This is a genomic window from Pseudomonas sp. GGS8 (assembly GCF_024168645.1).
Lineage (GTDB): Bacteria > Pseudomonadota > Gammaproteobacteria > Pseudomonadales > Pseudomonadaceae > Aquipseudomonas.
Window position 1 is genome coordinate 554,830 of record NZ_JALJWF010000001.1, and the last position, 25,697, is coordinate 580,526.

Genomic DNA, 25,697 nt, shown 5'->3' on the forward strand with positions numbered 1-25,697 from the left:
ATCAAAGGCTCGAATGACAGGCCGAAAACCGACCGCCAATAGGTCGCCCGCGCCCCGTCTGATTGCCAAGCCTGGCGGGCCCAGTGTACAAATGGTCAGCTGCTGTCAGGACACAGGCTTCAAAATCGCTACCACGATCACCCCGTAGCCTCTCTGAAATCCTCTAAACACCGTAGCCTATTGGAAAAACGCGACATTTAATGTCAATATCGCGCCTTCCCCTATTTCGTCGCCCCGTGCGGCTTACGCCGCAGGTCTCGCCCGTTTTTCAGTTAAACAAGGCTTTGAGTATCTGCGGTCTGTTGCAAAAAGGTAGTCAATGATGAGCGCAAGGCACTTTCTCTCCCTGATGGATTGCACGCCCGAAGAGCTGGTCAGCGTGATCCGTCGAGGCGTTGAGCTCAAGGACCTGCGTAACCGCGGCGTACTGTTCGAGCCTTTGAAGAATCGCGTCCTGGGGATGATTTTCGAGAAGTCCTCGACTCGTACCCGTATTTCGTTCGAAGCCGGCATGATCCAGCTCGGGGGACAGGCGATCTTCCTGTCGCCACGCGACACTCAGCTGGGCCGTGGCGAACCGATCGGCGACGCCGCCATTGTCATGTCGAGCATGCTCGATGCAGTGATGATCCGTACGTTTTCGCACAGCACCCTGACCGAATTCGCCGCCAATTCGCGAGTCCCGCTGATCAACGGCCTGTCCGATGATCTGCACCCGTGTCAGTTGCTGGCCGACATGCAAACCTTCCTCGAGCACCGCGGTTCGATTCAAGGCAAGACCGTGGCCTGGATCGGCGACGGTAACAACATGTGCAACAGCTATATAGAAGCGGCGATCCAGTTCGACTTCCAGTTGCGCATTGCCTGCCCAGAAGGTTACGAACCCAATCCTGAGTTCGTGGCCAAAGCCGGCGATCGGGTGAGCATCGTCCGCGATCCGCAGGACGCCGTGCGCGGCGCGCATCTGGTGAGCACCGACGTCTGGACCTCCATGGGCCAGGAAGAGGAAACCGCCAAGCGCCTGAAGCTGTTCGCACCGTTCCAGGTCAACCGGGCGCTGCTCGACCTGGCCGCACCGGACGTGCTGTTCATGCATTGCCTGCCGGCCCACCGTGGTGAGGAAATCAGCCTCGACCTGCTCGACGACCCGCGCTCGGTGGCCTGGGATCAAGCAGAAAACCGTCTGCATGCACAAAAGGCCCTGCTCGAATTTCTCGTCCCACCTTCGTACCACCACGCATGAGCCAGCCATTACTGCTGAACCTGCGCGATCTCGCCTGTGGATATCAAAACCAGCGGGTTGTGCAGAACCTCAACCTGCATTTGAATGCCGGCGATATCGGTTGCCTGCTGGGCTCTTCGGGCTGCGGCAAAACCACCACCCTGCGGGCCATTGCCGGTTTCGAACCGGTGCACGCAGGTGAAATCCAGTTGGCGGGCGAGACCATCTCCAGCGCCGGTTTCACCCTCGCCCCGGAGAAACGCCGGATCGGCATGGTGTTCCAGGATTACGCGCTGTTTCCGCATTTGAGCGTGGCCGAGAACATCGCCTTCGGGATCCGCAAGCATCCGCAAAAGGATCGTGTCACCGAAGAATTGCTCGAACTGGTCAACCTGAAAAACCTCGGCAAGCGCTTTCCCCATGAGCTGTCCGGCGGCCAGCAGCAGCGGGTTGCACTGGCCCGTGCCCTGGCGCCGGAGCCGCAACTGTTGCTGCTCGACGAACCGTTCTCCAACCTCGACGGAGAACTGCGACGCAAGCTCAGCCATGAAGTACGCGACATTCTCAAGGCTCGCGGCACCAGTGCGATTCTGGTGACCCACGATCAGGAAGAAGCTTTCGCAGTCAGCGACCATGTCGGTGTTTTCAAGGAAGGTCGCCTGGAGCAGTGGGACACGCCCTACAACCTCTATCACGAACCACTGACGCCCTATGTGGCCAGTTTCATTGGTCAGGGTTACTTCATTCGCGGTCAGTTGAGCAGCCCGGAGTCGGTGCAGACCGAGCTGGGTGAACTGCGCGGCAATCGTGCCTACACTTGGCCTACGGGAGGCGCCGTGGACGTATTGCTGCGTCCGGACGATATCGTCTACGCGCCAAACAGCCCATTGAAGGCGCGGATTGTCGGCAAGAGTTTCCAGGGCGCTTCAACCTTGTACCGCCTGCAGTTGCCTACGGGAGCACAGCTGGAGTCGATCTTTCCGAGCCATGCCGATCATCTGGTCGGTACTGAAGTAGGCATTCGGGTCGCCGCGGAACACCTGGTGCTGTTCCAGGCTCCCGGCAGTACGGCAGCGCAGATTTCCACAGTCGAATCCGGCGTTCGCCGCTACAGCCCCGCTAGCTGAACCCTGAATCCTTAGGAGCGAGGCTTGCCCGCGAAGGTATCCTCGCAGTCGACTCATGATTGACTGGCATGACACCTTCGCGAGCAAGTCTCGCCCCTACAAGAAATTACCCCGGCACTTACATCCCCCCCCTCAGGCACGACCGATATCGGCGAACTTCGCCTGGGTGTGCTCGGCCAATACCGCGGGCGCCAGTTCGACCTCCAGGCCACGTCGCCCCGCACTGACGAAGATGCTGGAAAAAGGCTGAGCCGAATGGTCGATAAAAGTGCGCAGGCGCTTCTTCTGCCCGAGCGGGCTGATGCCGCCCAACAGATACCCCGTCGAACGCTGTGCGGCGGCAGGATCGGCCATTTCGACTTTTTTCACGCCAGCGGCCTGTGCCAGCGCCTTCAAATCCAGACTTCCGACGACCGGCACCACTGCCACCAATAATTCCCCCTTCTCGCTCGCCGCCAGCAACGTCTTGAACACCTGCGCAGGGTCCAGGCCCAGTTTTTCCGCGGCCTCCAGGCCGTAGGACGCTGCCTTCGGATCATGTTCGTAACTGTGCACTCGATGTTCGGCACGAACTTTTTTCAACAAATCCAATGCGGGGGTCATGACAGCTCCAAGCTTGGCGGCAGAAGAAAAATACTGCGCAGGATTCTAGGTCATTGATCGATAAAAGGCTCTATTGCGGCGCTATTTCCAAGACTTGGCAGGGCTTTCGGTCGGCCGTCCACGCACTTTCCGCCAGATGAACGATGCGATCATTCACAGGACTAATAGTTTAAATATGACTGATAGTTCACTTTCGACCTTTGACAGCAGTGTTTCTTGTCTATATTTTTTCGAATGTGAATACTGTACGAATGTCTCACCACAGCACCTGGCAGTAAGCCGAGCACAGGATGGGGATCCTGCCTCGGTGAAAATCGCGCCTTGACCTTGATGGAAAAGCGCCAGACAACAACAAAAACGAGGTTTTCAATGACAACTGCTTTACAACAACCGTCGATCTCGAGCCAATGCATGGCTGAGTTTCTGGGTACTGCACTGCTTATTTTTTTCGGTACGGGTTGCGTTGCCGCGCTCAAGGTGGCGGGTGCCAGCTTCGGACTGTGGGAAATCAGCATCATCTGGGGGGTTGGCGTCAGCATGGCGATCTACCTCACCGCCGGCGTTTCCGGCGCTCACCTCAACCCTGCCGTGAGCATCGCGCTGAGCATTTTCGCTGACTTCGAAAAGCGCAAACTGCCTTTCTATATCTTCTCCCAAGTGGCCGGCGCCTTCTGCGGAGCCTTGTTGGTTTACACGCTGTACAGCAACCTGTTCTTCGATTTCGAACAAACTCACCACATGGTTCGTGGCACACAGGCCAGCCTTGAATTGGCCTCGGTGTTCTCCACTTTCCCGAACCCTGCCCTGTCCACGGGCCAGGCCTTTCTGGTTGAAGTGATCATCACCGCCATTCTGATGGGCGTGATCATGTCGCTGACCGACGACAACAATGGCCTGCCCAAAGGACCGCTGGCGCCGTTGCTGATCGGCCTGCTGATTGCCGTGATCGGCAGTTCGATGGGTCCGCTGACCGGTTTCGCGATGAACCCGGCCCGCGACTTCGGTCCTAAACTGATGACTTTCTTCGCAGGCTGGGGTGAGATTTCCTTCACTGGCGGACGCAATATCCCGTACTTCCTGATTCCGGTTTTTGCACCGATTGTCGGTGCCTGTCTCGGTGCTGCAGCTTATCGCGGGCTGATTGCCCGTCATCTGCCCAGCGCCATACCTGCTACAAAGGACGCAGCACTGGCCATTGACGGCAAACCAAGAACGTCTTGAAACCGTTGGCGCGTGATCCTGCCCATTTTGGTCCCGCGCCTGACTTCACTTCCTTATTTCGTCCAAGGCAATCGACATGACCGACATTCAGAATAAGAACTACATCATTGCCCTCGATCAGGGTACGACCAGCTCCCGCGCGATCATTTTCGACCGTGACGCGAACGTGGTTTGCACCGCCCAGCGTGAATTCGCACAGCATTACCCACAACCCGGCTGGGTCGAACATGACCCGATGGAAATCTTCGCCACCCAAAGTGCCGTGATGGTCGAAGCCCTGGCGCAAGCCGGCCTGCATCACGATCAGGTCGCGGCCATCGGCATCACCAACCAGCGCGAAACCACCGTGGTCTGGGACAAGACCACCGGCCGCCCGATCTACAACGCGATCGTCTGGCAGTGCCGCCGCAGCACCGAAATCTGCCAGCAGCTCAAGCGTGATGGCCACGAGCAATACATCAGTGACACCACAGGCCTGGTCACCGACCCGTACTTCTCCGGCACCAAGCTCAAGTGGATCCTCGACAATGTCGAAGGCAGCCGTGAGCGGGCACGCAAGGGTGAGCTGCTGTTCGGCACCGTCGACAGCTGGCTGATCTGGAAATTTACCGGCGGCAAGGTGCATGTCACCGACTACACCAACGCCTCGCGCACCATGCTCTTCAACATCCACACGCTGGAGTGGGACGCGAAGATGCTGGAAGTTCTCGACATCCCGCGCGAGATGCTGCCAGAAGTTAAGTCCTCATCCGAAATCTACGGCCACACCAAAAGCGGCATCGCCATTGGCGGTATCGCCGGCGACCAGCAGGCCGCCCTGTTCGGCCAAATGTGCGTCGAGCCAGGCCAGGCGAAAAACACCTACGGCACCGGTTGCTTCCTGCTGATGAACACCGGCGACAAAGCCGTGAAGTCCAAGCACGGCATGCTGACCACCATCGCTTGCGGCCCGCGTGGCGAAGTGGCTTATGCGCTGGAAGGCGCGGTGTTCAACGGTGGTTCCACCGTGCAGTGGCTGCGTGACGAACTGAAGATCATCAACGACGCCCACGACACCGAATACTTCGCCAACAAGGTCAAGGACAGCAACGGCGTGTACCTGGTGCCGGCCTTCACCGGCCTGGGCGCTCCATACTGGGACCCCTATGCCCGTGGCGCGCTGTTCGGCCTGACCCGCGGCGTACGCGTGGATCACATCATTCGTGCCGCGCTTGAGTCGATTGCCTACCAGACCCGTGACGTTCTGGACGCCATGCAGCAGGATTCCGGCGAACGCCTGAAAGCCCTGCGCGTGGACGGCGGCGCGGTGGCGAACAACTTCCTGATGCAATTCCAGGCCGACATCCTCGGCACTCAGGTCGAGCGTCCGAAAATGCGCGAAACCACCGCGTTGGGCGCCGCTTACCTGGCGGGTCTGGCCTGCGGCTTCTGGGGCAGCCTGGACGAGTTGCGCGGCAAGGCAGTGATCGAGCGCGAGTTCGAACCGACGCTGGACGAAGTGTCGAAGGAAAAACTCTACGCCGGCTGGAAAAAAGCCGTCAGTCGCACTCGCGATTGGGAACCACACGAAGGCGCTGAATAAGCCACGGGCCGGACTCGTATCCGGTTGTAACTGGTCGGGAGCGGATTCCTGCGGCATCATGGGCAAATTTTGCACGGCAGCCCAAAGGAAGCCCCATGAATCTGCCTCCCCGTCAGCAGCAAATCCTCGAACTGGTCCGCGAACGCGGCTATGTCAGCATCGAGGAAATGGCCCAGCTGTTCGTCGTTACACCGCAAACCATCCGCCGCGATATCAATCAACTGGCGGAAGTGAATCTGCTGCGTCGCTATCACGGCGGCGCCGCCTACGACTCCAGCGTCGAAAACACCGCCTACGCCATGCGCGCCGATCAGATGCGCGATGAAAAGCAGCGTATCGGCGAAGCCATTGCGGCGCAGATTCCCGATCATGCCTCGCTGTTCATCAATATCGGCACCACCACCGAATCCATTGCTCGGGCGCTGCTCAACCACAGCCACCTGAAAATCATCACCAATAACCTGCATGTGGCCTCAATGCTCAGCGCCAAGGACGACTTCGACGTGCTGCTGACCGGTGGCAACGTACGGCGTGACGGTGGTGTGGTCGGTCAGGCCAGCGTCGACTTCATTAACCAGTTCAAGGTTGACTTCGCCCTGGTCGGCATCAGCGGCATTGATGAAGACGGCAGCCTGCTGGACTTCGATTACCAGGAAGTGCGGGTGTCGCAGGCAATCATCGCCAATGCCCGGCAGGTGATTCTCGCGGCAGACTCCAGCAAATTCGGGCGCAACGCCATGATTCGCCTGGGGCCGATCAGCCTGATCGATTGCCTGGTCACCGACCAACCACCTTCGCCGGCCTTGGCGCAGTTGTTGAGCCAGCACAAGATTCGGCTGGAAGTCGTGTAAGCACATTGGCCCCCTGTGGCGAGGGGGCTTGCCCCCGTTGGGCCGCGAAGCGGCCCCAAAACCATTCACCGCCAATCCCTCAGTTAAACATCGCAACCCGCTCTGCGACTGCTGCGCAGTCGAACGGGGCGATGCGGCGTTCCGACAAGCCCCCTCGCCACAAAACCGCATCGAAATGTTCGGAAATTTTCCTTTAACGCCCCTTCGATCAGTATTTTCAATCGAAGTTGACTGGTCGCGAGCGTCTTTATGGGCTAGTATTTTCGTAAATGAACATTAATGTTCGAATTCAAATATAGAAATCCAAAAAGCCCGAGGCCAGCCGATGCCCACTTCTACCTTGCCTACGCCCCCTCTCGCTGAGGTCTACGATATCGCCGTCATCGGTGGTGGGATCAATGGCGTGGGGATCGCAGCGGATGCTGCCGGTCGCGGCCTTTCGGTGTTCCTTTGCGAAAAGGATGATCTGGCCAGTCACACCTCGTCGGCCAGCAGCAAGCTGATCCACGGTGGCCTGCGCTACCTGGAGCATTATGAATTCCGCCTGGTGCGCGAAGCCCTTGCCGAGCGCGAAGTGCTACTGGCCAAGGCGCCGCACATTGTCAAACAGATGCGCTTCGTGCTGCCGCACCGCCCGCACCTGCGTCCGGCCTGGATGATCCGCGCCGGCCTGTTCCTTTATGATCACCTCGGCAAACGGGAAAAACTCGAAGGTTCGAAAAGCCTGAAGTTCGGCCCGGACAGCCCGCTGAAAAGCGAAATCACCAAAGGCTTCGAATACTCCGATTGCTGGGTCGATGACGCACGCCTCGTCGTGCTGAACGCCATGGCTGCCCGCGAGAAAGGTGCCCATGTTCATACGCAAACCCGCTGCGTCAGTGCCCGTCGCACCAAGGGCCTGTGGCACATGAACCTGGAACGCGCCGATGGCAGCCTGTTTTCGATCCGCGCCAAGGCACTGGTGAACGCAGCAGGCCCATGGGTCGCCCAGTTCATTCGTGACGACCTGAAGATGGAATCGCCGTACGGCATCCGTCTGATCCAGGGCAGCCACCTGATCGTGCCAAAACTGTACGAAGGCGAACACGCGCACATTCTGCAAAACGAAGATCAGCGCATCGTCTTCACCATTCCGTATCTGAACCACTTCACTCTGATCGGCACCACCGACCGCGAGTACACCGGCGACCCGGCAAAAGTGGCGATCACTGAAGGCGAAACCGATTACCTGCTGAAAGTGGTCAACGCCCACTTCAAGAAGCAACTCAGCCGTGAAGACATTCAGCACAGCTACTCCGGCGTTCGTCCGCTGTGCAACGACGAATCCGACAACCCGTCAGCCGTCACCCGCGACTACACCCTGGCGTTGTCGGGCACTGGCGAAGAAGCGCCGTTGCTGTCGGTGTTCGGTGGCAAACTGACGACCTACCGCAAACTGGCCGAGTCGGCGCTGGCGCAACTGGCTCCGTACTTCACGCACATCAAGCCAAGCTGGACCGCCAACGCTCCCCTGCCCGGCGGCGAAGACATGACCACCCCGCAGGCGTTGAGCTCGCGAATCCGCGACACGTTCGATTGGGTGCCTACCGAGATCGCCCGTCGCTGGTCCACCACGTATGGCAACCGCACCTGGCGCATGCTCGAAGGCGTGGAAAGCCTCGCTGACCTGGGCGAGCACATCGGCGGCGGCCTCTACACCCGCGAAGTCGATTACCTGTGCAGCGAAGAATGGGCAACCAGCGCCAACGACATCCTGTGGCGCCGCAGCAAACTTGGGCTGTTCACCACTGCGGCGGAACAGCAAAAGCTCAAGGATTACCTGAACAAGGTCGAGCAGAACCGCAGCAAGATCGAAGCCGCCTGATCGGATATCCGGTTAAACCAAAGCCCCTGAATCGCAAGATTCAGGGGCTTTTTTGCATTCCGAACACACCTCGAACCTTGTGGGAGCCGGGCTTGCCCGGCTCCCACAAGGTTCTGCACAAGCCCGTACATTCGGTTTTCCGAACGCGACTTGTCGGTCGATTCGGTAAACCGGATCATTCAGCAGAAAATTCAACGCCACAAATACTTAATATCCTTATAAATCAATTGCTTGACTCATATCCCCCGGCCTGGCACGAGTCATGCTCTACACTCTTGGACGAATGTTTGTTGCGCTCCCCCTTCAAGAGCCGTCAGGTATTCGAAGCACCAAAAAAGGCCGATGAACTGGCTCCATAAAAAAAACAATGTCGAGGAAAGTTTGATGCGCATCGTTCCCCATCTCCTGGGCGCAGCCATTGCTGCCGCTCTGATTAGCACTCCAGTTTTCGCCGCCGAGCTCACCGGCACACTGAAGAAGATCAAAGAGTCCGGCACCATCACCCTCGGGCATCGTGACGCTTCCATTCCGTTTTCCTACATCGCGGACGCTTCCGGCAAACCGGTTGGCTACGCCCACGATATCCAGCTGAAAATCGTCGAAGCCATCAAGAAAGACCTGGACATGCCCAACCTCCAGGTCAAATACAACCTGGTGACCTCGCAAACCCGTATCCCGCTGGTGCAGAACGGCACCGTTGACGTCGAGTGCGGCTCCACCACCAACAACGTCGAGCGTCAGCAACAAGTTGACTTCTCCGTCGGCATCTTCGAAATCGGCACCAAGCTGCTGACCAAGAAAGACTCGCCGTACAAAGACTTCCCGGACCTCAAAGGCAAGAACGTCGTGACCACCGCCGGCACCACGTCCGAGCGTATTCTCAAGTCGATGAACGCCGACAAGCAGATGGGCATGAACGTAATCTCCGCCAAAGACCATGGTGAATCCTTCCAGATGCTGGAAACCGGCCGTGCCGTGGCATTCATGATGGACGACGCCTTGCTGGCCGGTGAAATGGCCAAGGCCAAGAAGCCGGATGACTGGGCCGTGACCGGCACACCACAATCGTTCGAAATCTACGGCTGCATGGTCCGCAAGGGCGACGCACCGTTCAAGAAAGCCGTCGACGACGCAATCATCGCGACCTACAAGTCGGGCGAGATCAACAAGATCTACGAAAAATGGTTCATGCAGCCAATCCCGCCAAAAGGCCTCAACCTGAACTTCCCGATGAGCGACGAGCTCAAGACCCTGATCGTCAATCCGACCGACAAAGCGGCTGACGAAAAGAAGTCCTGATTTCTGACTAGCGTTACCCCCCTGAGAAGGCCTCTGCCCTTTCAGGGGTTGTCACTCCCTGCTGGCATTTTTGGAAACACTCGAACCGGTGGTTGTCGAGCCGTTCGCGTGTGCCTGACCGTCATCGGGCACTTGTACATCGATCGAATCCGAGGGGAGACCCTAATGAATTACAACTGGGACTGGGGCGTGTTCTTCAAGTCCACCGGCGTGGGCAGCGAAATTTATTTCGACTGGTACCTCTCCGGTTTGGGCTGGACCATCGCCATCGCCGTCGCCGCCTGGATCATCGCGCTGCTGCTGGGCTCGATCCTGGGCGTCATGCGCACGGTGCCGAATCGCATCGTATCGGGCATCGCGACCTGCTACGTCGAACTCTTCCGTAACGTGCCTTTGCTGGTTCAGCTGTTCATCTGGTACTTCCTGGTACCCGACCTGCTGCCGCAAAACCTGCAGGACTGGTACAAGCAGGACCTGAACCCGACCACCTCGGCCTTCCTCAGCGTTGTCGTGTGCCTGGGCCTGTTCACCACGGCTCGCGTTTGTGAACAAGTGCGCACCGGTATCCAGGCACTGCCCCGCGGCCAGGAATCGGCTGCCCGCGCCATGGGTTTCAAGCTGCCACAGATCTACTGGAACGTGCTGCTGCCCCAGGCTTACCGCATCATCATTCCGCCGCTTACCTCGGAATTCCTGAACGTGTTCAAGAACTCCTCCGTCGCGTCGCTGATCGGCCTGATGGAGCTACTCGCGCAGACCAAACAGACCGCCGAGTTCTCCGCCAACCTGTTCGAAGCCTTCACCCTGGCAACGCTGATCTACTTCACCCTGAACATGAGCCTGATGCTGCTGATGCGCTTGGTCGAGAAGAAAGTCGCCGTACCGGGCCTGATTTCCGTAGGGGGTAAATGATGGAATTCGACTTCTCGGGCATCATTCCGTCTCTGCCGGGTATGTGGAACGGCATGGTCATGACCCTTGAGCTGATGGCCCTGGGCGTGAGCGGCGGGATCATCCTCGGCACGGTCCTGGCGTTGATGCGCCTGTCCCACAGCAAAGTGCTGTCGAACATTGCCGGCGCCTACGTTAACTACTTCCGCTCCATCCCGCTGCTGCTGGTCATCACCTGGTTCTACCTGGCGGTGCCATTCGTATTGCGCTGGATCACCGGCGAAGACACGCCGATCGGCGCGTTCGCCTCGTGCATCGTGGCGTTCATGATGTTCGAAGCAGCGTACTTCTGCGAAATCGTCCGGGCCGGCGTACAGTCGATCCCCAAGGGCCAGATGGGTGCTGCCCAGGCGCTGGGCATGACCTATGGCCAGATGATGCGATTGATCATCCTGCCGCAAGCGTTCCGCAAGATGACCCCACTGCTGCTGCAACAGAGCATCATCCTGTTCCAGGACACTTCGCTGGTCTATGCGGTCGGCCTGGTGGACTTCCTCAATGCTTCGCGTGCCAGTGGCGACATCATCGGCCGCTCCAATGAGTTCCTGATCTTCGCCGGTTTCACATACTTCATCATCAGCTTTGCCGCCTCGCAGCTGGTCAAGCGTCTGCAAAAAAGGTTCGCCGTATGATCTCTATCAAGAACGTCAACAAGTGGTATGGGGACTTCCAGGTACTGACTGATTGCAGCACCGAGGTCAAAAAAGGCGAAGTGATTGTGGTGTGCGGGCCGTCCGGCTCCGGCAAGTCCACCCTGATCAAGTGCGTCAACGCCCTGGAACCGTTCCAGAAAGGTGACATCGTGGTCGACGGCACCTCCATCGCCGACCCGAAGACCAACCTGCCGAAACTGCGCTCGCGCGTGGGCATGGTGTTCCAGCATTTCGAACTGTTCCCGCACCTGACCATCACCGAAAACCTGACCATCGCGCAGATCAAGGTGTTGGGCCGCAGCAAGGAAGAAGCCACCAAGAAAGGCCTGCAACTGCTCGAGCGCGTCGGGCTGTCTGCCCATGCGCATAAGCATCCTGGCCAGCTTTCCGGTGGTCAGCAACAGCGTGTAGCGATTGCCCGTGCGCTGGCGATGGATCCGATCGTCATGTTGTTCGACGAACCGACCTCGGCGCTGGACCCGGAAATGGTCAACGAAGTACTCGACGTGATGGTGCAACTGGCCCACGAAGGCATGACCATGATGTGCGTGACCCACGAAATGGGCTTCGCCCGCAAGGTCGCGGACCGCGTGATCTTCATGGACGCCGGCAAGATTATCGAAGACTGCAAGAAAGAAGAGTTCTTCGGCGACATCAACGCCCGCTCCGAGCGTGCGCAGCATTTCCTCGAGAAGATTCTGCAGCACTAAGCAGGAAGGTACCGCTCCCCTGTGGGAGCGGGCTTTTGTGGCGAGGGGGCCGCTGTGGCGAGGGGGCTTGCCCCCGTTGGACTGCGTAGCAGTCCCACTACCTGAATACTCGGATTGTCAGATACAACCCGAATCCAGATATTGGGGCCGCTTCGCGACCCAACGGGGGCAAGCCCCCTCGCCACAAAAGCCCCCTCGCCACACAGCAGCTCCCACAGGGCCTGTGGGGATATGGATATTGTGTTGTGGTTGACCCAAGGCATCTGTGATGAAATGCGACTCCACTCTCTATCGCGCCGCGCCGCCATCACTCGCCGTGAAACCCCGTTTGATTCGCCATCTGTTCCTGCCGCCGCTGATCATCGCCCTGATGATCGGATTGGGTTACATCGGCTTCTGGGTCAGTGAACACTACGGCATTCGCAGCCTCAGCGAGAACGGCCAGCGTCAGCTGGAACTGCACGCCCGTGCCGTCGAGAGCGAGATCAGCAAATACACTTACCTGCCCAGCCTTCTGGAACTCGAATCGAGTGTTTCCAAGCTGTTGGCCGACCCGTCGCCGGAACACCGGCAGACGGTCAACGAATACCTCGAAGGCCTGAATCGGCGCAGCCGCAGTCGGGCCATTTATGTGATGGACACCACCGGTCGCGTACTGGCCACCAGCAACTGGCGCGATGTCGACAGTTACCTGGGCGAAGACCTGTCCTTCCGCGCCTATTTCCAGAACGCCGTGCGCGGTCAGCCGGGACGGTTCTACGGCATCGGCAGCACCAGTGGCGAACCCGGCTATTACCTGGCTCATGGCCTGGAGGAACACGGCAAGATCACCGGCGTCGCGGTGGTCAAGGTGCGCCTCGAAGCCATGGAAGAACGCTGGCAACGCGCACGTCTGGAGGCCTTCGTCAGCGACGAGAACGGCATCATCATTCTCTCCAGCGATCCGGCGCGGCGGCTCAAGTCGGTGCTGCCGTTGAGCGACGACACCAAGGAACGCTTGGCCCGCAGCCTCCAGTACTACTGGTATCCGCTGAATGAACTGCAGCCGCTGGCCCGAGAGAAACTGGCTGAAGGCGAGGAAAAACTGACCTTTCCCGCCAACAGCGAACTGGTGTCCGATGAAGAGAACATCAGCTACTTGTCGCAAACCCGGCCGCTGAGCGACACCCCGTGGAATTTCACCCTGCTCACGCCCCTGCAAGACCTGCGGCGTGAAGCGATCAATCAGGGGATTCTGGTGGCGGTGGCGTTTGCCCTGGTGGCATTCCTGCTGATCGCCTGGAACGAGCGGCGCAAGGTGATCGCCACCCGCCTCGCAGCGCGGGAAGCCTTGCAGGAAGCCAACAATCAGCTGGAGCGTCGGATTACCGAACGCACCACCGACCTGCGCGCCAGCAACGAACGGCTCAAGGGTCAGATTCGTGAACGCCGACAGGCGGAAGAAACCTTGCGCCGCGCCCAGGATGAGCTGGTCCAGGCCGGCAAACTGGCGGCCATCGGCCAGATGTCCACCAGCATCGCCCACGAATTGAACCAGCCACTGGCGGCATTACGGACCTTGTCTGGCAATACCGTACGCTTTCTGGAGCGCGGTCAACTGGATGTGGCCAGCACCAATCTCAAAACGATTAATGAACTGATCGACCGCATGGGCCGGATTACCGCCAGCCTGCGTTCCTTTGCCCGACGCGGCGATGACCAGGGCCAGGCCAGCCTCGGCAAAGGCGTGGACGCCGCCCTGCAACTGCTGGGCAGTCGGATGGAAAGCGTGCCGCTGCAATTGCATCGCGATTTTGCCGACGTGCAGGTGCAGATCGACCAGACCCGTCTGGAGCAGATTCTGGTCAACCTGATCGGCAATGCGCTCGATGCCATGCAGTCGCAGCCCCAACCGACGTTGTGGCTCGAAGGCGAGGAATTCGACGGCAAGTATCGCCTGCGGGTGCGCGACAATGGCCACGGCATCGATGCCGAAGCACGCAAGCATCTGTTCGAACCCTTCTTCACCACCAAACCCGGCGAACAGGGCCTGGGCCTCGGCCTGACCCTGTCGGCGAGCCTGGCCGCCGCCACGGGCGGACATCTGGGTGTCGAACACCCGGCCAGCGGTGGCACCACCTTCGTCCTCAGTTTACCGTTGGTAAGCCCCACTCCCGCCGAGCCAATATGAACAACGACCTTAGTGTGCTGATCGTCGAAGACGACCCCCATGTGCTGCTCGGTTGCCAACAGGCGCTGACGCTTGAAGACATTCCCTGCATCGGCGTCGGCAGCGCCGAAGAAGCGCTGGAGCGGGTCGGCGATAATTTCGCCGGCATCGTCATCAGCGACATCCGCCTGCCGGGCATCGATGGCCTGGAACTGCTGACCCGGCTCAAGGCCCGTGATCGCAGCCTGCCGGTGGTGCTGATTACCGGCCACGGCGACATCTCGATGGCCGTCGGCGCGATGCAGAAAGGCGCCTACGACTTCATGGAGAAACCCTTCTCCCCCGAACGCCTGGTGGACGTCGCCCGCCGCGCGCTGGAGCAACGCAGCCTGGCACGGGAAGTCTCTTCGTTGCGCCGACAATTGGCGGAACGCGATTCCCTCGAAGGCCGGATCATCGGTCGCTCGCCGGCCATGCAGAACCTGCGGGAACTGATTGCCAACGTCGCCGATACATCGGCCAACGTGCTGATCGAAGGCGAGACCGGCACCGGCAAGGAACTGGTTGCACGCTGCCTGCACGACTTCAGCCGCCGGCACACCAAACAGTTCGTCGCGCTGAACTGCGGTGGCCTGCCGGAGAACCTGTTCGAAAGCGAAATCTTCGGCCACGAAGCCAACGCCTTCACCGGTGCCGGCAAACGACGGATCGGCAAGATCGAACACGCCGATGGCGGCACGCTGTTCCTCGACGAAGTGGAAAGCATGCCGCTGCCGTTGCAGATCAAACTGCTGCGGGTGTTGCAGGAACGCACCCTCGAACGCCTGGGTTCGAACCAGAGCGTGGCGGTGGATTGCCGGGTGATCGCCGCGACCAAATCCGATCTGGATGAGTCGAGCAAGGCCGGTGAGTTTCGCAGCGACCTGTATTACCGCCTGAACGTGGTCACCCTGGAACTGCCACCGCTACGCGAACGCCGCGAAGACATCCTGCAGCTGTTCGAGCATTTTTTGCAGCAGTCATCCCTGCGCTTCGACCGCACTGCACCGGAACTGGACAACCAGACCCTGTCGACCCTGATGAGCCACGACTGGCCGGGCAATGTGCGCGAACTGCGCAACGTCGCCGAACGCTTCGCCCTCGGTCTGCCGGCCTTCAAAAAAACCGGCGCCAGTGGCGGCAACCAGAGCATGGCCTTCGCCGAAGCGGTGGAAGCCTTCGAACGCAACCTGCTCAGCGATGCCTTGCAGCGCAGCGGCGGCAACCTGACTCAGGCCAGCCAGGAGTTGGGCATGGCCAAGACCACCCTGTTCGACAAAGTGAAGAAATACGGGCTGAGCCACTGATGGACCTGATTTTCAAGGCAACCCTGGGCGCGGCGGTGGTGGTGATCCTCGCCATGCTGGCCAAGACCAAAAACTATTACATCGCAGGTCTGGTGCCACTGTTTCCGACCTTTGCGCTGATCGCTCATTACATTGTCGGCAAGGGGCGTTCGCTGGATGACCTGAAGACCACCATCGTGTTTGGCATGTGGTCGATCATTCCCTACTTCGTCTACCTGGCGACCTTGTATGTGATGGTCGACCGGATGCGCCTGGAGGCTTCGCTGGCGGTGGCGGCGGTGGCGTGGTTGATGGCGGCGACGGTGCTGGTCAGCGTGTGGGTGCGCATTCACAGTTAACGACGGTTTCCTGTGGCGAGGGGGCTTGCCCCCGTTGGGCTGCAACGCAGCCCCAAAACCTGCGACCGGATGATTCCCGGCACATCGCAACCAACCGAACTACGACTGCTTCGCAGCCGAACGGGGGCGAGCCCCCTCGCCACACAAGCCCGCTCCTCACAAGAAATCGGCTGTGGGAATCAGCTCACCGTGCCGCCCCTGGCTTCACTCATGATCTGGCGGATCGCACCAACAAACGCCTCCACCGGCTGCCCGCCAGTGACGGCGTACTGCCCGTTGAACACCACCGTCGGCACCGAACTCACGCCGCGCGATAACCACAACTGTTCTTCCTCGCGAACCTCTTTGGCAAACTCATCGGACGCCAGAATCGCCTCGGCCCGTTGCCGGTCCAGCCCCACGCTTTCGGCGATCTGTGCCAACTGCACGTGATCGGACGGATTGCCGCCCTCAGTGAAATACGCCTTGAACAGCGCTTCTTTGAGGTTGAACTGCAACCCTTGCAACCCTGCCCAGTGCAGCAAACGATGGGCATCAAAGGTGTTGTAGATACGGCTGTTGCCGTCCGTGCGAAAGGCAAACCCGACCTCGGCGCCGCGCGCGCGGATCATTTCGCGGTTTTTCTGCGACTGCTCAGGCGTCGAGCCGTACTTTTCGCTGATGTGTTCGGTGATGTTCTGCCCTTCCGGGCCCATCTTCGGGTTCAGTTCGAACGGCTGGAAACGGATTTCGGCCTGGACTTCGTCACCCAGCAAATCCAGGGCTCGGGTCAGGCCGTACAGGCCGACGACGCACCAGGGGCAAGACACGTCGCTGACAAAATCGATTTTCAGGGGGGTACTCATCGCTCACCTCGAAGGCTTGAATCGCGCCGGAAAGTTCGAACGATACACCCGAAAGGCTTGGACAGGCAGCAGATCCCACATTGGATTCAGGTGTTACAAAAGGTTGTGCTCAGCCACCGGATCGATCTGCGCCCAATGCGAGGTGTCTTCACGATGGGCCTGCAAATACGGTAACACCGCCGCCAGTAACGGTGCCTTGAACGCCTCTTGAAAACGATGGGCCAGCCCGGGAATCAGCTTCAATTGGCTGCCACGAATATGCGCCGCCAGGTGCACGCCATGCATCACCGGCAACAACGGATCGGCGGTGCCGTGAACCACCAGCGTCGGCACCCGCAGTTGGTTGAGCAGCGCCACACGGCTTGGTTCGGCGAGGATTGCCATGATCTGGCGCTTCACGCCCTCGGGGTTGAACGCCCGGTCATAGGACAGCGCCGCCTGATGCAGCAGTGCTTGTCGGTCATCGCTCACCGCCGGGCTGCCCAGTGCCGCCAGCAAATCAGCCTGTTGTTCCAGCGCCACTTCACGATTCGGCGCACCACGTCGTGAAAGTAACTGCACCAGCGCCGCACTTGGCGCCGGCAAGCCTTCGGCCCCCGAACTGGTCATCAACAGCGTCAGGCTCTCGACACGCTGCGGCGCCATGGCCGCCAGATGCTGGGCGATCATGCCGCCCATGCTGGCACCCAGCACGTGAAACTGCTCGACGTGCAAGGCGTCCATCAGCCCCAGTGCATCGTCGGCCATGTCCGTCAGCGTATAAGGCGCGGCCACCGGCAAACCGAGCTTGTAGCGCAGCACTTCAAACGTCAGGTTGGCCTCGACCGGCGCCTGGCGCCAAGTGGACAGGCCAACATCACGATTGTCATAACGAATCACCCGAAAACCCTGCTGACAAAGTGCAACCACCACTTCGTCCGGCCAGTGAATCAACTGCCCGCCCAGCCCCATCACCAGCAACAACGCAGGGTCGGACGCACGGCCGATGCTCTGGTAAGCCAGACTCACCTGATCCAGATCGACCCGTTCGGTCGGAACATTGACATCGCAACGAGACGCCGCCAAAGACGGGAAATTAAACAACACAGCGATCAGAAAGACCGCTGTGGATAAAAATCGTGCACGCATGAAAAACACCGAAACGCAGAACTCCAGTAGAGCGCGAGTCTGATGAAGTTTGTACAAGCGCGCTGCCACAGTTGCGTGACAGTTTGATGAAAATTGCCGAGTGGTCGCCCCAGCGCCTTTACCGTTCCTGTCGGGAGAAACACAAACCACTCATCGGAAGTCTCCCTTTACCTGTTAGTTCTGACAGTTGGCAGTCACCGGTGCTGAGTATTCAATCAACCAGGAACAAACAAGCCAGTATCGCCATCCACCGGAGACTTCCATGAGCATTGACAATCGGTCCGAAACTCCTCAAGCCCCGGCGGTCGGAGGCCTTACTCGCTCAGCACTTGAAATTCCCGGCGCGATTTCGCCGGTCGAAGATGCGGATGTTGGTGTCAATCGAGCCTTGATCGCAGCGCAGGGTCTAAAGATTGTCATCCCGTCCTACGCCATCAACCCCGGCGATAACGTGTTGGTGTACATCGATAACCAACTGGTTCTGGTGTGGCCGGTCGAGAACGATTACAGCGGCCAGCCCATCAGCAAATACATCCCGGCAAAGTTAATACCGGAAGGATTTATCACCCTGACTTACAGGGTAAACGTTGAAATGTCAGGCCCCTTGAAAGCACTGGTCAAAACCCTATTGCCCGGTGGCATCGATCCGCAACCGGACGCTGCGGGACACTACCTGTTGACCCCACCGCAGCTCACCTCGACCATCCTGAACGGCCAACAGGATGAAACGGTTTATGTCGCGCCCTATGACGGCATGCGCCAAAACGATGTAGTCACGCTGATCGTCGGCAACTGGGCCTTGCCCCACACCGTAACAGCCACCGAGGTCGGGCAGTCCCTGACGTTTACCCTGTCGACGGAGCTGGTGGCCAACAATGGCGATGGCGGGGTCGTTCTGTACTACACGCTCTGCGATGAAGTCGGCAATCACGCCACCGATCATTCACTGGGTGTTTCGGTGATGATCCAGACCGGCACCGCTGCGCCGATACCGCCGACGGTGACAGGCATCGATGAACAGAACACCCTCTACTTGAGTCAGTTGGGGAGCCAACCGGTCAACGTCAGCCTCGACACCCGGGCCTTTAGCCCCGGCGATGTGCTGACATTGTCCTTGAAGGGTCTGGACCGCACGGGTATGCCCAAGTCGCTCACCCAGGTGCAAACCCTGAAATCCCAAACGACGCTGAAATTCACCCTTGCCAACGCCGTGATCCAGGAACTCGCCGGGGGCAGCGCCCGACTGTTTTTCACCCGCACCGACGCCCAGGGCGGCAAGCAGCAATTACCGTCCAGGGAAATTCTCATTGTCGGCAACACGCGCAGGATCAGCGCCTCGAACGAGGTGCAGAATCAGGAAGCGGTTGGCGGTATCCTTGCGGCCCCTGAAAACAGTGTCCTGCAGATTTTCCCGCCCCTCATCCCCGGCTGGACCCCTGCGGTGGTGGGAGGCGATTTCGGGGTACCACTACGGATTTACGACGACAACGCCCCCAACGGGGCCAATGTCGTTATCGATCCCATCATTGGCGCGGAAGAGTTCGATGTCATCGACCTGCTGCTCAACGGAAACATCGTCGACACGGAGTTTGTTGAACCCGGGACAGAGAATGACCGGCACTTGATGACAATCCCCAATGGGCTACTCAACCCGAACGCTGTGAACACACTGGAGACCACGGTCACCCGGGTCGGTGGCAATACCCAAAGGTCCACCCCGTTGCTGGCAATTCTGTACAACGCCATCCGCCCCGGGAGCAGGGACATCAATTCCATCCCGGGGCACTCGGAGCTGCAACTGAAGTTGCCGCAGGACGTCATCGATAATGGCTTGGACGCCGCTCGCGCAGCACTGGGTGTCGAGGTGAGTTTCTGCTACCCCTATTGCCGCGCGTACGACGTCATCGAGTTGCGCATGGGCACCCTGACCTCTCATTTCACGGTGCTATCGACCGAGGCACCGCTGTTCGGAGGTATTGCGCCAATCTGCATCGTGCGCACGTTGACAGCGCAGCAGTTTCAACAAGCTGGCGACAATCCACAGTTCACTTTGACCTACACCGTTCATGACCAGATCACCAACGGTGCAGACCCGTCCGACCCGTTTTCGGTGCCCGTGGTGATTGATGTCGATCTCGCCGGGGTGCGTCGTCCCGCTCCGATCTTCCTGGATAGCCCGACTGATGATGACCCGACCATCATTGATCTGGCGCGGTTGGGCAGTAACAACCTGATCATGCTAGTCAGAACCTTTACCCCGCAATTTGCCATCGACGACACCATCAGGGCCGAGTACAACAGCCCACCCAGTCCTACTTTCTCTGTCGAAGGGACGATTACCGGACAGTTCGGGCAACCCAGCCCGCTTGCGCTGGAGGTACCCAACAACCTGGTGATCTCCGGGCGCGTGGTGACCGGCAGTTATGTGCAATCCAGAAACGGGATAGTGATTGCCAATTCGAGAATTGCCACGGCCCGCGTCATCGGCCAAGACATGCCAGATTTGCCCCCCCCTCGTGTGCTGATTGCACCCAACGGCGAACTGGATCCGAGGGACAACACAGAAGGGGCCACGGGTCGGGTGATCGTGCCAGGGTTTACTCCGGGCGATCGCGTGCGATTGCTGGTGCACGGTAGCGCCGGTGACGGCTCTCCCACCTTTAGTCCCCTGCCCTTGAACGCTGCCGGTCAAGCGGATTTCCCGCTGAGCCTGGCCTTTATCAATGCCAATCTGGGGCTCATCGTCAACATCACTTACCTGTTGATCCGCGGCGACGCCCAAGCAACATCGCGCCCTCTTGATCTCCGTGTGCTGCGGCGGGCCCAGGCGCCGATCATCACCTCCATCGAGGCGGGCGGAGTCTTTCTCGAGCCCGGTGACGGCACCTATTACCGCACCGGGTTTGTCATCAGCGGGAGCGCCGAACCCGATCAGTCGGTGGAAGTCATGGACGGCGTCAGTCCTTTGGGGCGTGCCCTCAGCGATGAGGACGGACTATGGACGATGCCCGCTGGCAGGTTTACCCCCACCGGTCATTCCATCACTGCCAGGACTGTCGATGGCAGCGATTTGACCTCTCGGGCTTTCAGCTTTTTGGTGCTGGAGGGTCTCCAGTACCACATCGCGTCTTTCCACTATCAGGACGCCGGGGGTTGGGTATGGGGAGGCGCCGGGCGGGTAACCGATCTGGCGTGGGTCATCCACCCGGTCAAAAATTACTGGGCCCTACATAATCAGACGGATACCAACCAATCCAACGGCAATGTGCTGGTAAGGACTTTCACCGATCTGACACCTGGGGCGATCTACATGCTGACATCCAACATGTTCCGTTCAAATACACCGCACGCTCACCCGCGACTTCAGCTGGGGACCAGCAGTGGCGTATTTTCCGGTATTTACACGCTTTCGAACGTTCATCAAATAGTGCCCCTGCGACTCCAGTTTGTGGCAACGACGCCCACCATGCAGTTGAGGCTAATCAACCACGAGGCCTCAGCCAATGGTAATGATTGGCACATGGAATACTTCGATCTTACTAGACAGGCATTGCCATAGACCGTGATGGGCTAGGTGACATTGACTCCCGGGACTGCGCGTAATCGTCATTCGCGAGCAAGCTCGCTCCCACATTGGATTGATGTTGAACACAGCATTTGTGATCGACAAAAACCCTGAGGGAGCGAGCTTGCTCCGGGCGGCGTTCCGACGATGGCGCCAGTGCAAGCGCCGCAGAACGTCAGGCCAACTGACTCCGCAACTGCCGCGCCGCCGCCACCATGTTCACCAACGCGGCTTCTGTCTCCGGCCACTCCCGGGTCTTGAGCCCGCAATCCGGGTTCACCCACAACCGCTCGGCCGGAATCCGCTTCACCGCTTTGCTCATCAACTTGACCATCTCGGCCGTGTCCGGCACCCGGGGCGAGTGGATGTCGTAGACGCCCGGGCCGATGTCGTTCGGGTAGTCGAAGGCTTCAAAGGCCTCCAGCAATTCCATGTCCGAGCGCGAGGTTTCGATGGTGATTACGTCGGCGTCCATGGCGGCGATGGACTGGATCACGTCATTGAATTCGCTGTAGCACATGTGGGTGTGGATCTGGGTTTCGTCGCCTACACCGGACGCTGTGAGGCGGAACGCTTCCACTGCCCAATCGAGGTATTCCTGCCATTGCGCCCGGCGCAGCGGCAGGCCTTCGCGGAACGCGGCTTCGTCAATCTGCACGATCTTGATGCCAGCGCTTTCCAGATCCACCACTTCATCCCGCAGGGCCAACGCCAACTGCTGCGCCTGGATTTTGCGCGAGACGTCTTCGCGCGGAAACGACCACATCAGCATGGTCACGGGACCGGTGAGCATGCCCTTCATGACCTTGTCGGTCAGGCTTTGCGCGTAGGTGATCCAGTCGACGGTCATGGCGTTCGGGCGGCTCAGGTCGCCGTAGATGATCGCCGGTTTCACACAGCGCGAACCATAGCTCTGGACCCAGCCGAAACGGGTGAACAGGTAGCCGTCCAGTTGCTCGGCGAAGTACTCGACCATGTCGTTGCGCTCGGCTTCACCGTGCACCAGCACGTCCAGGCCCAGGCGTTCCTGAATTTTCACGGCGTGGCGGATTTCGCTGTGCATGGCATCGGTGTAATCGTTGGCCGAGAGTTTGCCTTGCTTGAAGGCCTGGCGAGCCAGACGGATTGCAGCGGTCTGCGGGAATGAGCCAATGGTGGTGGTCGGGAACGCCGGCAGTTGCAGACGCGCCTGTTGTTGCTCGATGCGTTTGGCAAACGGCGAACGACGTTGGCTGTCTGCCGCGCCGATGGCGTTGATTCGGGCCTGAACATCCGCCTTGTGGATACGCGGCGATTGGGCGCGGCTAGCCTGGATCGTACGGCTTTCGGCCAGGGCAGCTTGCACCTTAGGTGCTTGCGGATCGTTCAGGGCATCGCGCAGCACAGCAATTTCGCCGCACTTCTGCACGGCAAACGCCAGCCAGCTTTTCAATTCAGGATCGAGCTTGTCTTCACGCGCAAGGTCCACCGGGCTATGCAGCAGCGAGCAGGAGCTGCTGACCCACAAGTTATCGCCGAAGCGCTCCTGGGCAAATTGCAGTTGTGACAGCGCTTGCTCCAATTCGCAGCGCCAGACGTTACGGCCGTTGACCAGCCCCACCGAGAGAATTTTGTAGGTCGGCAGACGATCCAAAACCTGGCCGAGCTGATCCGGCGAACGCACCGCGTCGATGTGCAAACCTTGTACAGGCAGGCCGACCGCCAGTCCGAGGTTGTCTTCCAGACCACTGAAGTAGGTGGCCACGAGTTTTTTCAGCGGCGAGTATTGGAGGATGTGGTAAGCGCGTTCGAAAGCGTTTTTCCAGGCTTGCGGCAGGTCGAGGGTCAGGATCGGCTCATCAATCTGCACCCACTCCACGCCTTGGGCGGCGAGGCGGCCGAGGATTTCGCCGTAGACCGGCAGCAGGCGTTCCAGCAGGTCGAGCTTGTCGAAGTCGTTGCCTTTGGCTTTGCCCAGCCACAGGTAGGTCAATGGACCGATGATGACGGGTTTGACGTTGTGGCCGAGGGCTTTCGCCTCGTCGACTTCGTCGAACAACTGTTCCCAGCTCAGTTTGAACGATTGGTCAGCGGTGAACTCCGGGACCAGGTAGTGGTAATTGGTGTCAAACCACTTGGTCAGTTCCAGGGCGTATTGCGCCTTGGCATGTTCGCCGCCGCAGCAGGTCGCGGTGGCACCACGAGCCATGGCGAACAAGGTGTCGAGGGTCGGCAGGCCGCGTTCATCCCTGGCGCTGTCGAAACGCTCGGGGATCACACCGAAGGTCAGCGAGTGAGTCAGCACCTGGTCGTACCAGGCGAAGTCGCCCACGGGCAGCAGATCGATGCCGGCGTCTTTTTGCAATTGCCAGTGGGTGGCGCGCAGTTGGCGACCGACGCTGTTCAGCGCGTCCTGATCGAGGTCGCCCTTCCAGTAGGCTTCGAGGGCTTTTTTCAGTTCGCGGTCAGCGCCGATGCGTGGAAAACCAAGTGTGTGGGCCAGAGCCATGGTGAATTTCTCTCCATAAAGAATGCTGTAAAACATGGCGCTATTGTCGACAGCCAACCCAACATGAGACAAACTCAACCTTTTCGTGTTGATCACAAGTTTTCCTCATGGAGCCCCCGGTGCTTGAAATCCGTCACCTGAAAACCCTGCACGCCCTGCGCGAAGCCGACAGTCTGGTGGATGCGGCCGACCGCCTGCACCTGACCCAGTCGGCGCTGTCCCACCAGTTCAAGGAGCTGGAAGAACGCATGGGCATGCCGCTGTTCGTGCGCAAGACCAAACCGGTGCGTTTCACCAGTGCCGGTTTGCGCCTGCTGCAACTGGCCGACGCCACCCTGCCGTTGCTGCGCAGTGCCGAGCGTGACATTGCACGGCTGGCCGGTGGCACGGCGGGGCGTTTGCACATGGCGATCGAGTGCCACAGTTGCTTCCAGTGGCTGATGCCGACCATCGACCAGTTCCGCGATGCCTGGCCGGAAGTCGAACTGGACCTGGCCTCGGGGTTCTCCTTCGCACCGCTGCCGGCGCTGGCCCGAGGCGATCTGGACCTGGTGGTGACTTCCGATCCGCTGGAACTGGTCGGGATCACTTACGTCCCGTTGTTCACCTACGAAGCCATGCTCGCAGTGGCGAACCAGCACCGCTTGGCGAGCAAGCCGTACATCGTGCCCGAAGACCTGCTCACGGAAACCCTGATCACCTACCCGGTGGAACGCGATCGGCTGGACATCTTTACCCGCTTCCTGGAACCGGCCGACATCGAACCGGCGCAGGTGCGCACCTCGGAACTGACGGTGATGATGATGCAACTGGTGGCCAGCGGTCGCGGCGTATGCGGCATGCCCCATTGGGCGCTGCATGAGTACAGTTCACGGGGTTATGTGAAGGCCAAGCGACTGGGCGAGAAAGGCTTGTTTGCGACGTTGTATGCCGGGATTCGCGCCGACATGCTCGATGCGCCGTACATGCGCGACTTTTTGCTGACGGCCAAGGACACGTCGTTTTCGACGCTGGATGGGGTTAGTGCAGTTCGCTGAAACCCTGTCGATGCCGATCAAAGTTGAAAGGTGATTGCTCAGGCCTCATCGCGGGCAAGCCCGCTCCCACAAATATCTACTTTGACCAGAAAATTTGTGAACGACATCGATTACTGTGGGAGCGGGCTTGCCCGCGAAAGCGGTGTGTCAGCCAACATCAATGCTGGATTTGAAACCGTCTTCGCGGGCAAGCCTCGCCCCCACAATGATCGGGGTGATTTCAGATTTCGCGCCACATATGGATCTTGTCGAAGTAGTCTTCGCCCACCCGCACCGCAAACGGCTCCAACCCGAACTGCACGAAGCCGCAGCGCTGATACAGCCTGAAGGCGGCTTCGTTGCCGGCGGTGACGGTCAGCTGAATCAGCCTCAGGCCCTCATGGGCCTGCGCTTCAGCCAATGCGGCCTGTACCAGTTGATAACCGAGCCCACGCTGTCGCATCCTGCCGGTCACGTACATGCCAAACAGCGTCGCCTTGTGCCGGGCCTTTTCCCGAAACTCGAAGGCCAGGCCAACGATGCCCGTCAATCTCCCTTCCTCGAACGCACCAAATACCCGGTCCAGCTTGCTGGTCAGGCGCGATTCCCACCACCCCAGCGGCATCGCGGCGCGCTCGCGCACGCTGGAGGTGAACGCCTGCGGATGCGAGTCGTAGGCTTCGAGCATCAGCGCCCGATAATCCAGGGCATGACTGGCATCAAGCCGCTGAATCCACAT

General features: G+C 59.5%; 20 protein-coding genes. 15 read left to right on the forward strand and 5 right to left on the reverse strand.

Going from position 1 to position 25,697, the window contains the following annotated elements; all coding sequences use genetic code 11:
* The first annotated feature begins 322 nt into the window (after window positions 1-322).
* Together argF and J3D54_RS02520 are read left to right on the forward strand one after the other, a co-directional pair.
* A complete protein-coding gene (argF, locus tag J3D54_RS02515; RefSeq protein ID WP_253416561.1) occupies window positions 323-1,243 on the forward strand; it encodes an ornithine carbamoyltransferase in 921 nt (306 codons plus the stop codon).
* Window positions 1,240-2,349, forward strand: a complete 1,110-nt coding sequence (locus tag J3D54_RS02520; RefSeq protein WP_253416562.1) for an ABC transporter ATP-binding protein — start codon at window positions 1,240-1,242, stop codon at window positions 2,347-2,349. Before argF ends, J3D54_RS02520 begins: the two co-directional genes overlap by 4 nt.
* A 132-nt stretch (window positions 2,350-2,481) precedes the next feature.
* Here J3D54_RS02520 and ybaK read toward each other — a convergent pair whose 3' ends face one another.
* Complete coding sequence (gene ybaK, locus J3D54_RS02525; RefSeq protein WP_007938929.1) at window positions 2,482-2,952, reverse strand: Cys-tRNA(Pro) deacylase; 471 nt, start codon at window positions 2,950-2,952, stop codon at window positions 2,482-2,484.
* A 369-nt stretch (window positions 2,953-3,321) separates the two neighbouring features.
* Here ybaK and J3D54_RS02530 point away from each other — a divergent pair, with 369 nt between their 5' ends.
* From J3D54_RS02530 to J3D54_RS02580, 11 genes are all read left to right on the forward strand, one after another.
* Complete coding sequence (locus J3D54_RS02530; protein ID WP_253416563.1) at window positions 3,322-4,173, forward strand: MIP/aquaporin family protein; 852 nt, start codon at window positions 3,322-3,324, stop codon at window positions 4,171-4,173.
* Window positions 4,174-4,249: 76 nt separating this feature from the next.
* Window positions 4,250-5,755, forward strand: a complete 1,506-nt coding sequence (gene glpK / locus J3D54_RS02535) for a glycerol kinase GlpK (RefSeq protein ID WP_253416564.1) — start codon at window positions 4,250-4,252, stop codon at window positions 5,753-5,755.
* Window positions 5,756-5,850: 95 nt separating this feature from the next.
* A complete protein-coding gene (locus tag J3D54_RS02540; RefSeq protein WP_007938932.1) occupies window positions 5,851-6,606 on the forward strand; it encodes a DeoR/GlpR family transcriptional regulator in 756 nt (251 codons plus the stop codon).
* Window positions 6,607-6,931: 325 nt separating this feature from the next.
* Window positions 6,932-8,470, forward strand: coding sequence for a glycerol-3-phosphate dehydrogenase (glpD, locus tag J3D54_RS02545; RefSeq protein ID WP_253416565.1), 1,539 nt, complete (start codon window positions 6,932-6,934; stop codon window positions 8,468-8,470).
* A 384-nt stretch (window positions 8,471-8,854) separates the two neighbouring features.
* Entirely contained in the window at window positions 8,855-9,769 is a 915-nt protein-coding gene (locus J3D54_RS02550; protein WP_253416566.1) for a glutamate/aspartate ABC transporter substrate-binding protein, read from the forward strand.
* Window positions 9,770-9,934: 165 nt separating this feature from the next.
* Complete coding sequence (locus J3D54_RS02555; RefSeq protein WP_253416567.1) at window positions 9,935-10,681, forward strand: amino acid ABC transporter permease; 747 nt, start codon at window positions 9,935-9,937, stop codon at window positions 10,679-10,681.
* Window positions 10,681-11,352: an amino acid ABC transporter permease gene (locus J3D54_RS02560; protein WP_253416568.1), complete on the forward strand. Its 672-nt coding sequence runs from the start codon at window positions 10,681-10,683 to the stop codon at window positions 11,350-11,352. Before J3D54_RS02555 ends, J3D54_RS02560 begins: the two co-directional genes overlap by 1 nt.
* Complete coding sequence (locus J3D54_RS02565) at window positions 11,349-12,083, forward strand: amino acid ABC transporter ATP-binding protein (protein ID WP_007938941.1); 735 nt, start codon at window positions 11,349-11,351, stop codon at window positions 12,081-12,083. Before J3D54_RS02560 ends, J3D54_RS02565 begins: the two co-directional genes overlap by 4 nt.
* A 268-nt stretch (window positions 12,084-12,351) precedes the next feature.
* Window positions 12,352-14,253 carry a sensor histidine kinase gene (locus tag J3D54_RS02570; protein WP_253416569.1) on the forward strand — a complete coding sequence of 634 codons (1,902 nt, stop codon included), beginning with the start codon at window positions 12,352-12,354 and terminating at the stop codon, window positions 14,251-14,253.
* Window positions 14,250-15,578, forward strand: coding sequence for a sigma-54 dependent transcriptional regulator (locus J3D54_RS02575; RefSeq protein WP_301293303.1), 1,329 nt, complete (start codon window positions 14,250-14,252; stop codon window positions 15,576-15,578). Before J3D54_RS02570 ends, J3D54_RS02575 begins: the two co-directional genes overlap by 4 nt.
* 8 nt (window positions 15,579-15,586) lie before the next feature.
* Window positions 15,587-15,916, forward strand: coding sequence for a GlpM family protein (locus J3D54_RS02580; RefSeq protein ID WP_253426467.1), 330 nt, complete (start codon window positions 15,587-15,589; stop codon window positions 15,914-15,916).
* A 179-nt stretch (window positions 15,917-16,095) separates the two neighbouring features.
* Here J3D54_RS02580 and J3D54_RS02585 read toward each other — a convergent pair whose 3' ends face one another.
* Both J3D54_RS02585 and J3D54_RS02590 read right to left on the reverse strand, forming a co-directional pair.
* A complete protein-coding gene (locus tag J3D54_RS02585; protein ID WP_253416570.1) occupies window positions 16,096-16,761 on the reverse strand; it encodes a DsbA family oxidoreductase in 666 nt (221 codons plus the stop codon).
* 93 nt (window positions 16,762-16,854) lie between these two features.
* Window positions 16,855-17,889, reverse strand: a complete 1,035-nt coding sequence (locus tag J3D54_RS02590; RefSeq protein ID WP_253416571.1) for an alpha/beta fold hydrolase — start codon at window positions 17,887-17,889, stop codon at window positions 16,855-16,857.
* Between the two features lie 262 nt (window positions 17,890-18,151).
* Between J3D54_RS02590 and J3D54_RS02595 the strand changes: the two genes are divergently transcribed.
* Complete coding sequence (locus J3D54_RS02595; protein WP_253416572.1) at window positions 18,152-21,448, forward strand: hypothetical protein; 3,297 nt, start codon at window positions 18,152-18,154, stop codon at window positions 21,446-21,448.
* Between the two features lie 181 nt (window positions 21,449-21,629).
* On the opposite strand, the gene metE is transcribed toward J3D54_RS02595, so the two are convergent.
* Entirely contained in the window at window positions 21,630-23,942 is a 2,313-nt protein-coding gene (gene metE, locus J3D54_RS02600; RefSeq protein ID WP_253416573.1) for a 5-methyltetrahydropteroyltriglutamate--homocysteine S-methyltransferase, read from the reverse strand.
* A gap of 119 nt (window positions 23,943-24,061) precedes the next feature.
* Here metE and metR point away from each other — a divergent pair, with 119 nt between their 5' ends.
* Window positions 24,062-24,979: a transcriptional regulator MetR gene (gene metR / locus J3D54_RS02605; RefSeq protein WP_018926627.1), complete on the forward strand. Its 918-nt coding sequence runs from the start codon at window positions 24,062-24,064 to the stop codon at window positions 24,977-24,979.
* Window positions 24,980-25,199: 220 nt separating this feature from the next.
* On the opposite strand, the gene J3D54_RS02610 is transcribed toward metR, so the two are convergent.
* Window positions 25,200-25,697, reverse strand: a complete 498-nt coding sequence (locus J3D54_RS02610; RefSeq protein ID WP_253416574.1) for a GNAT family N-acetyltransferase — start codon at window positions 25,695-25,697, stop codon at window positions 25,200-25,202.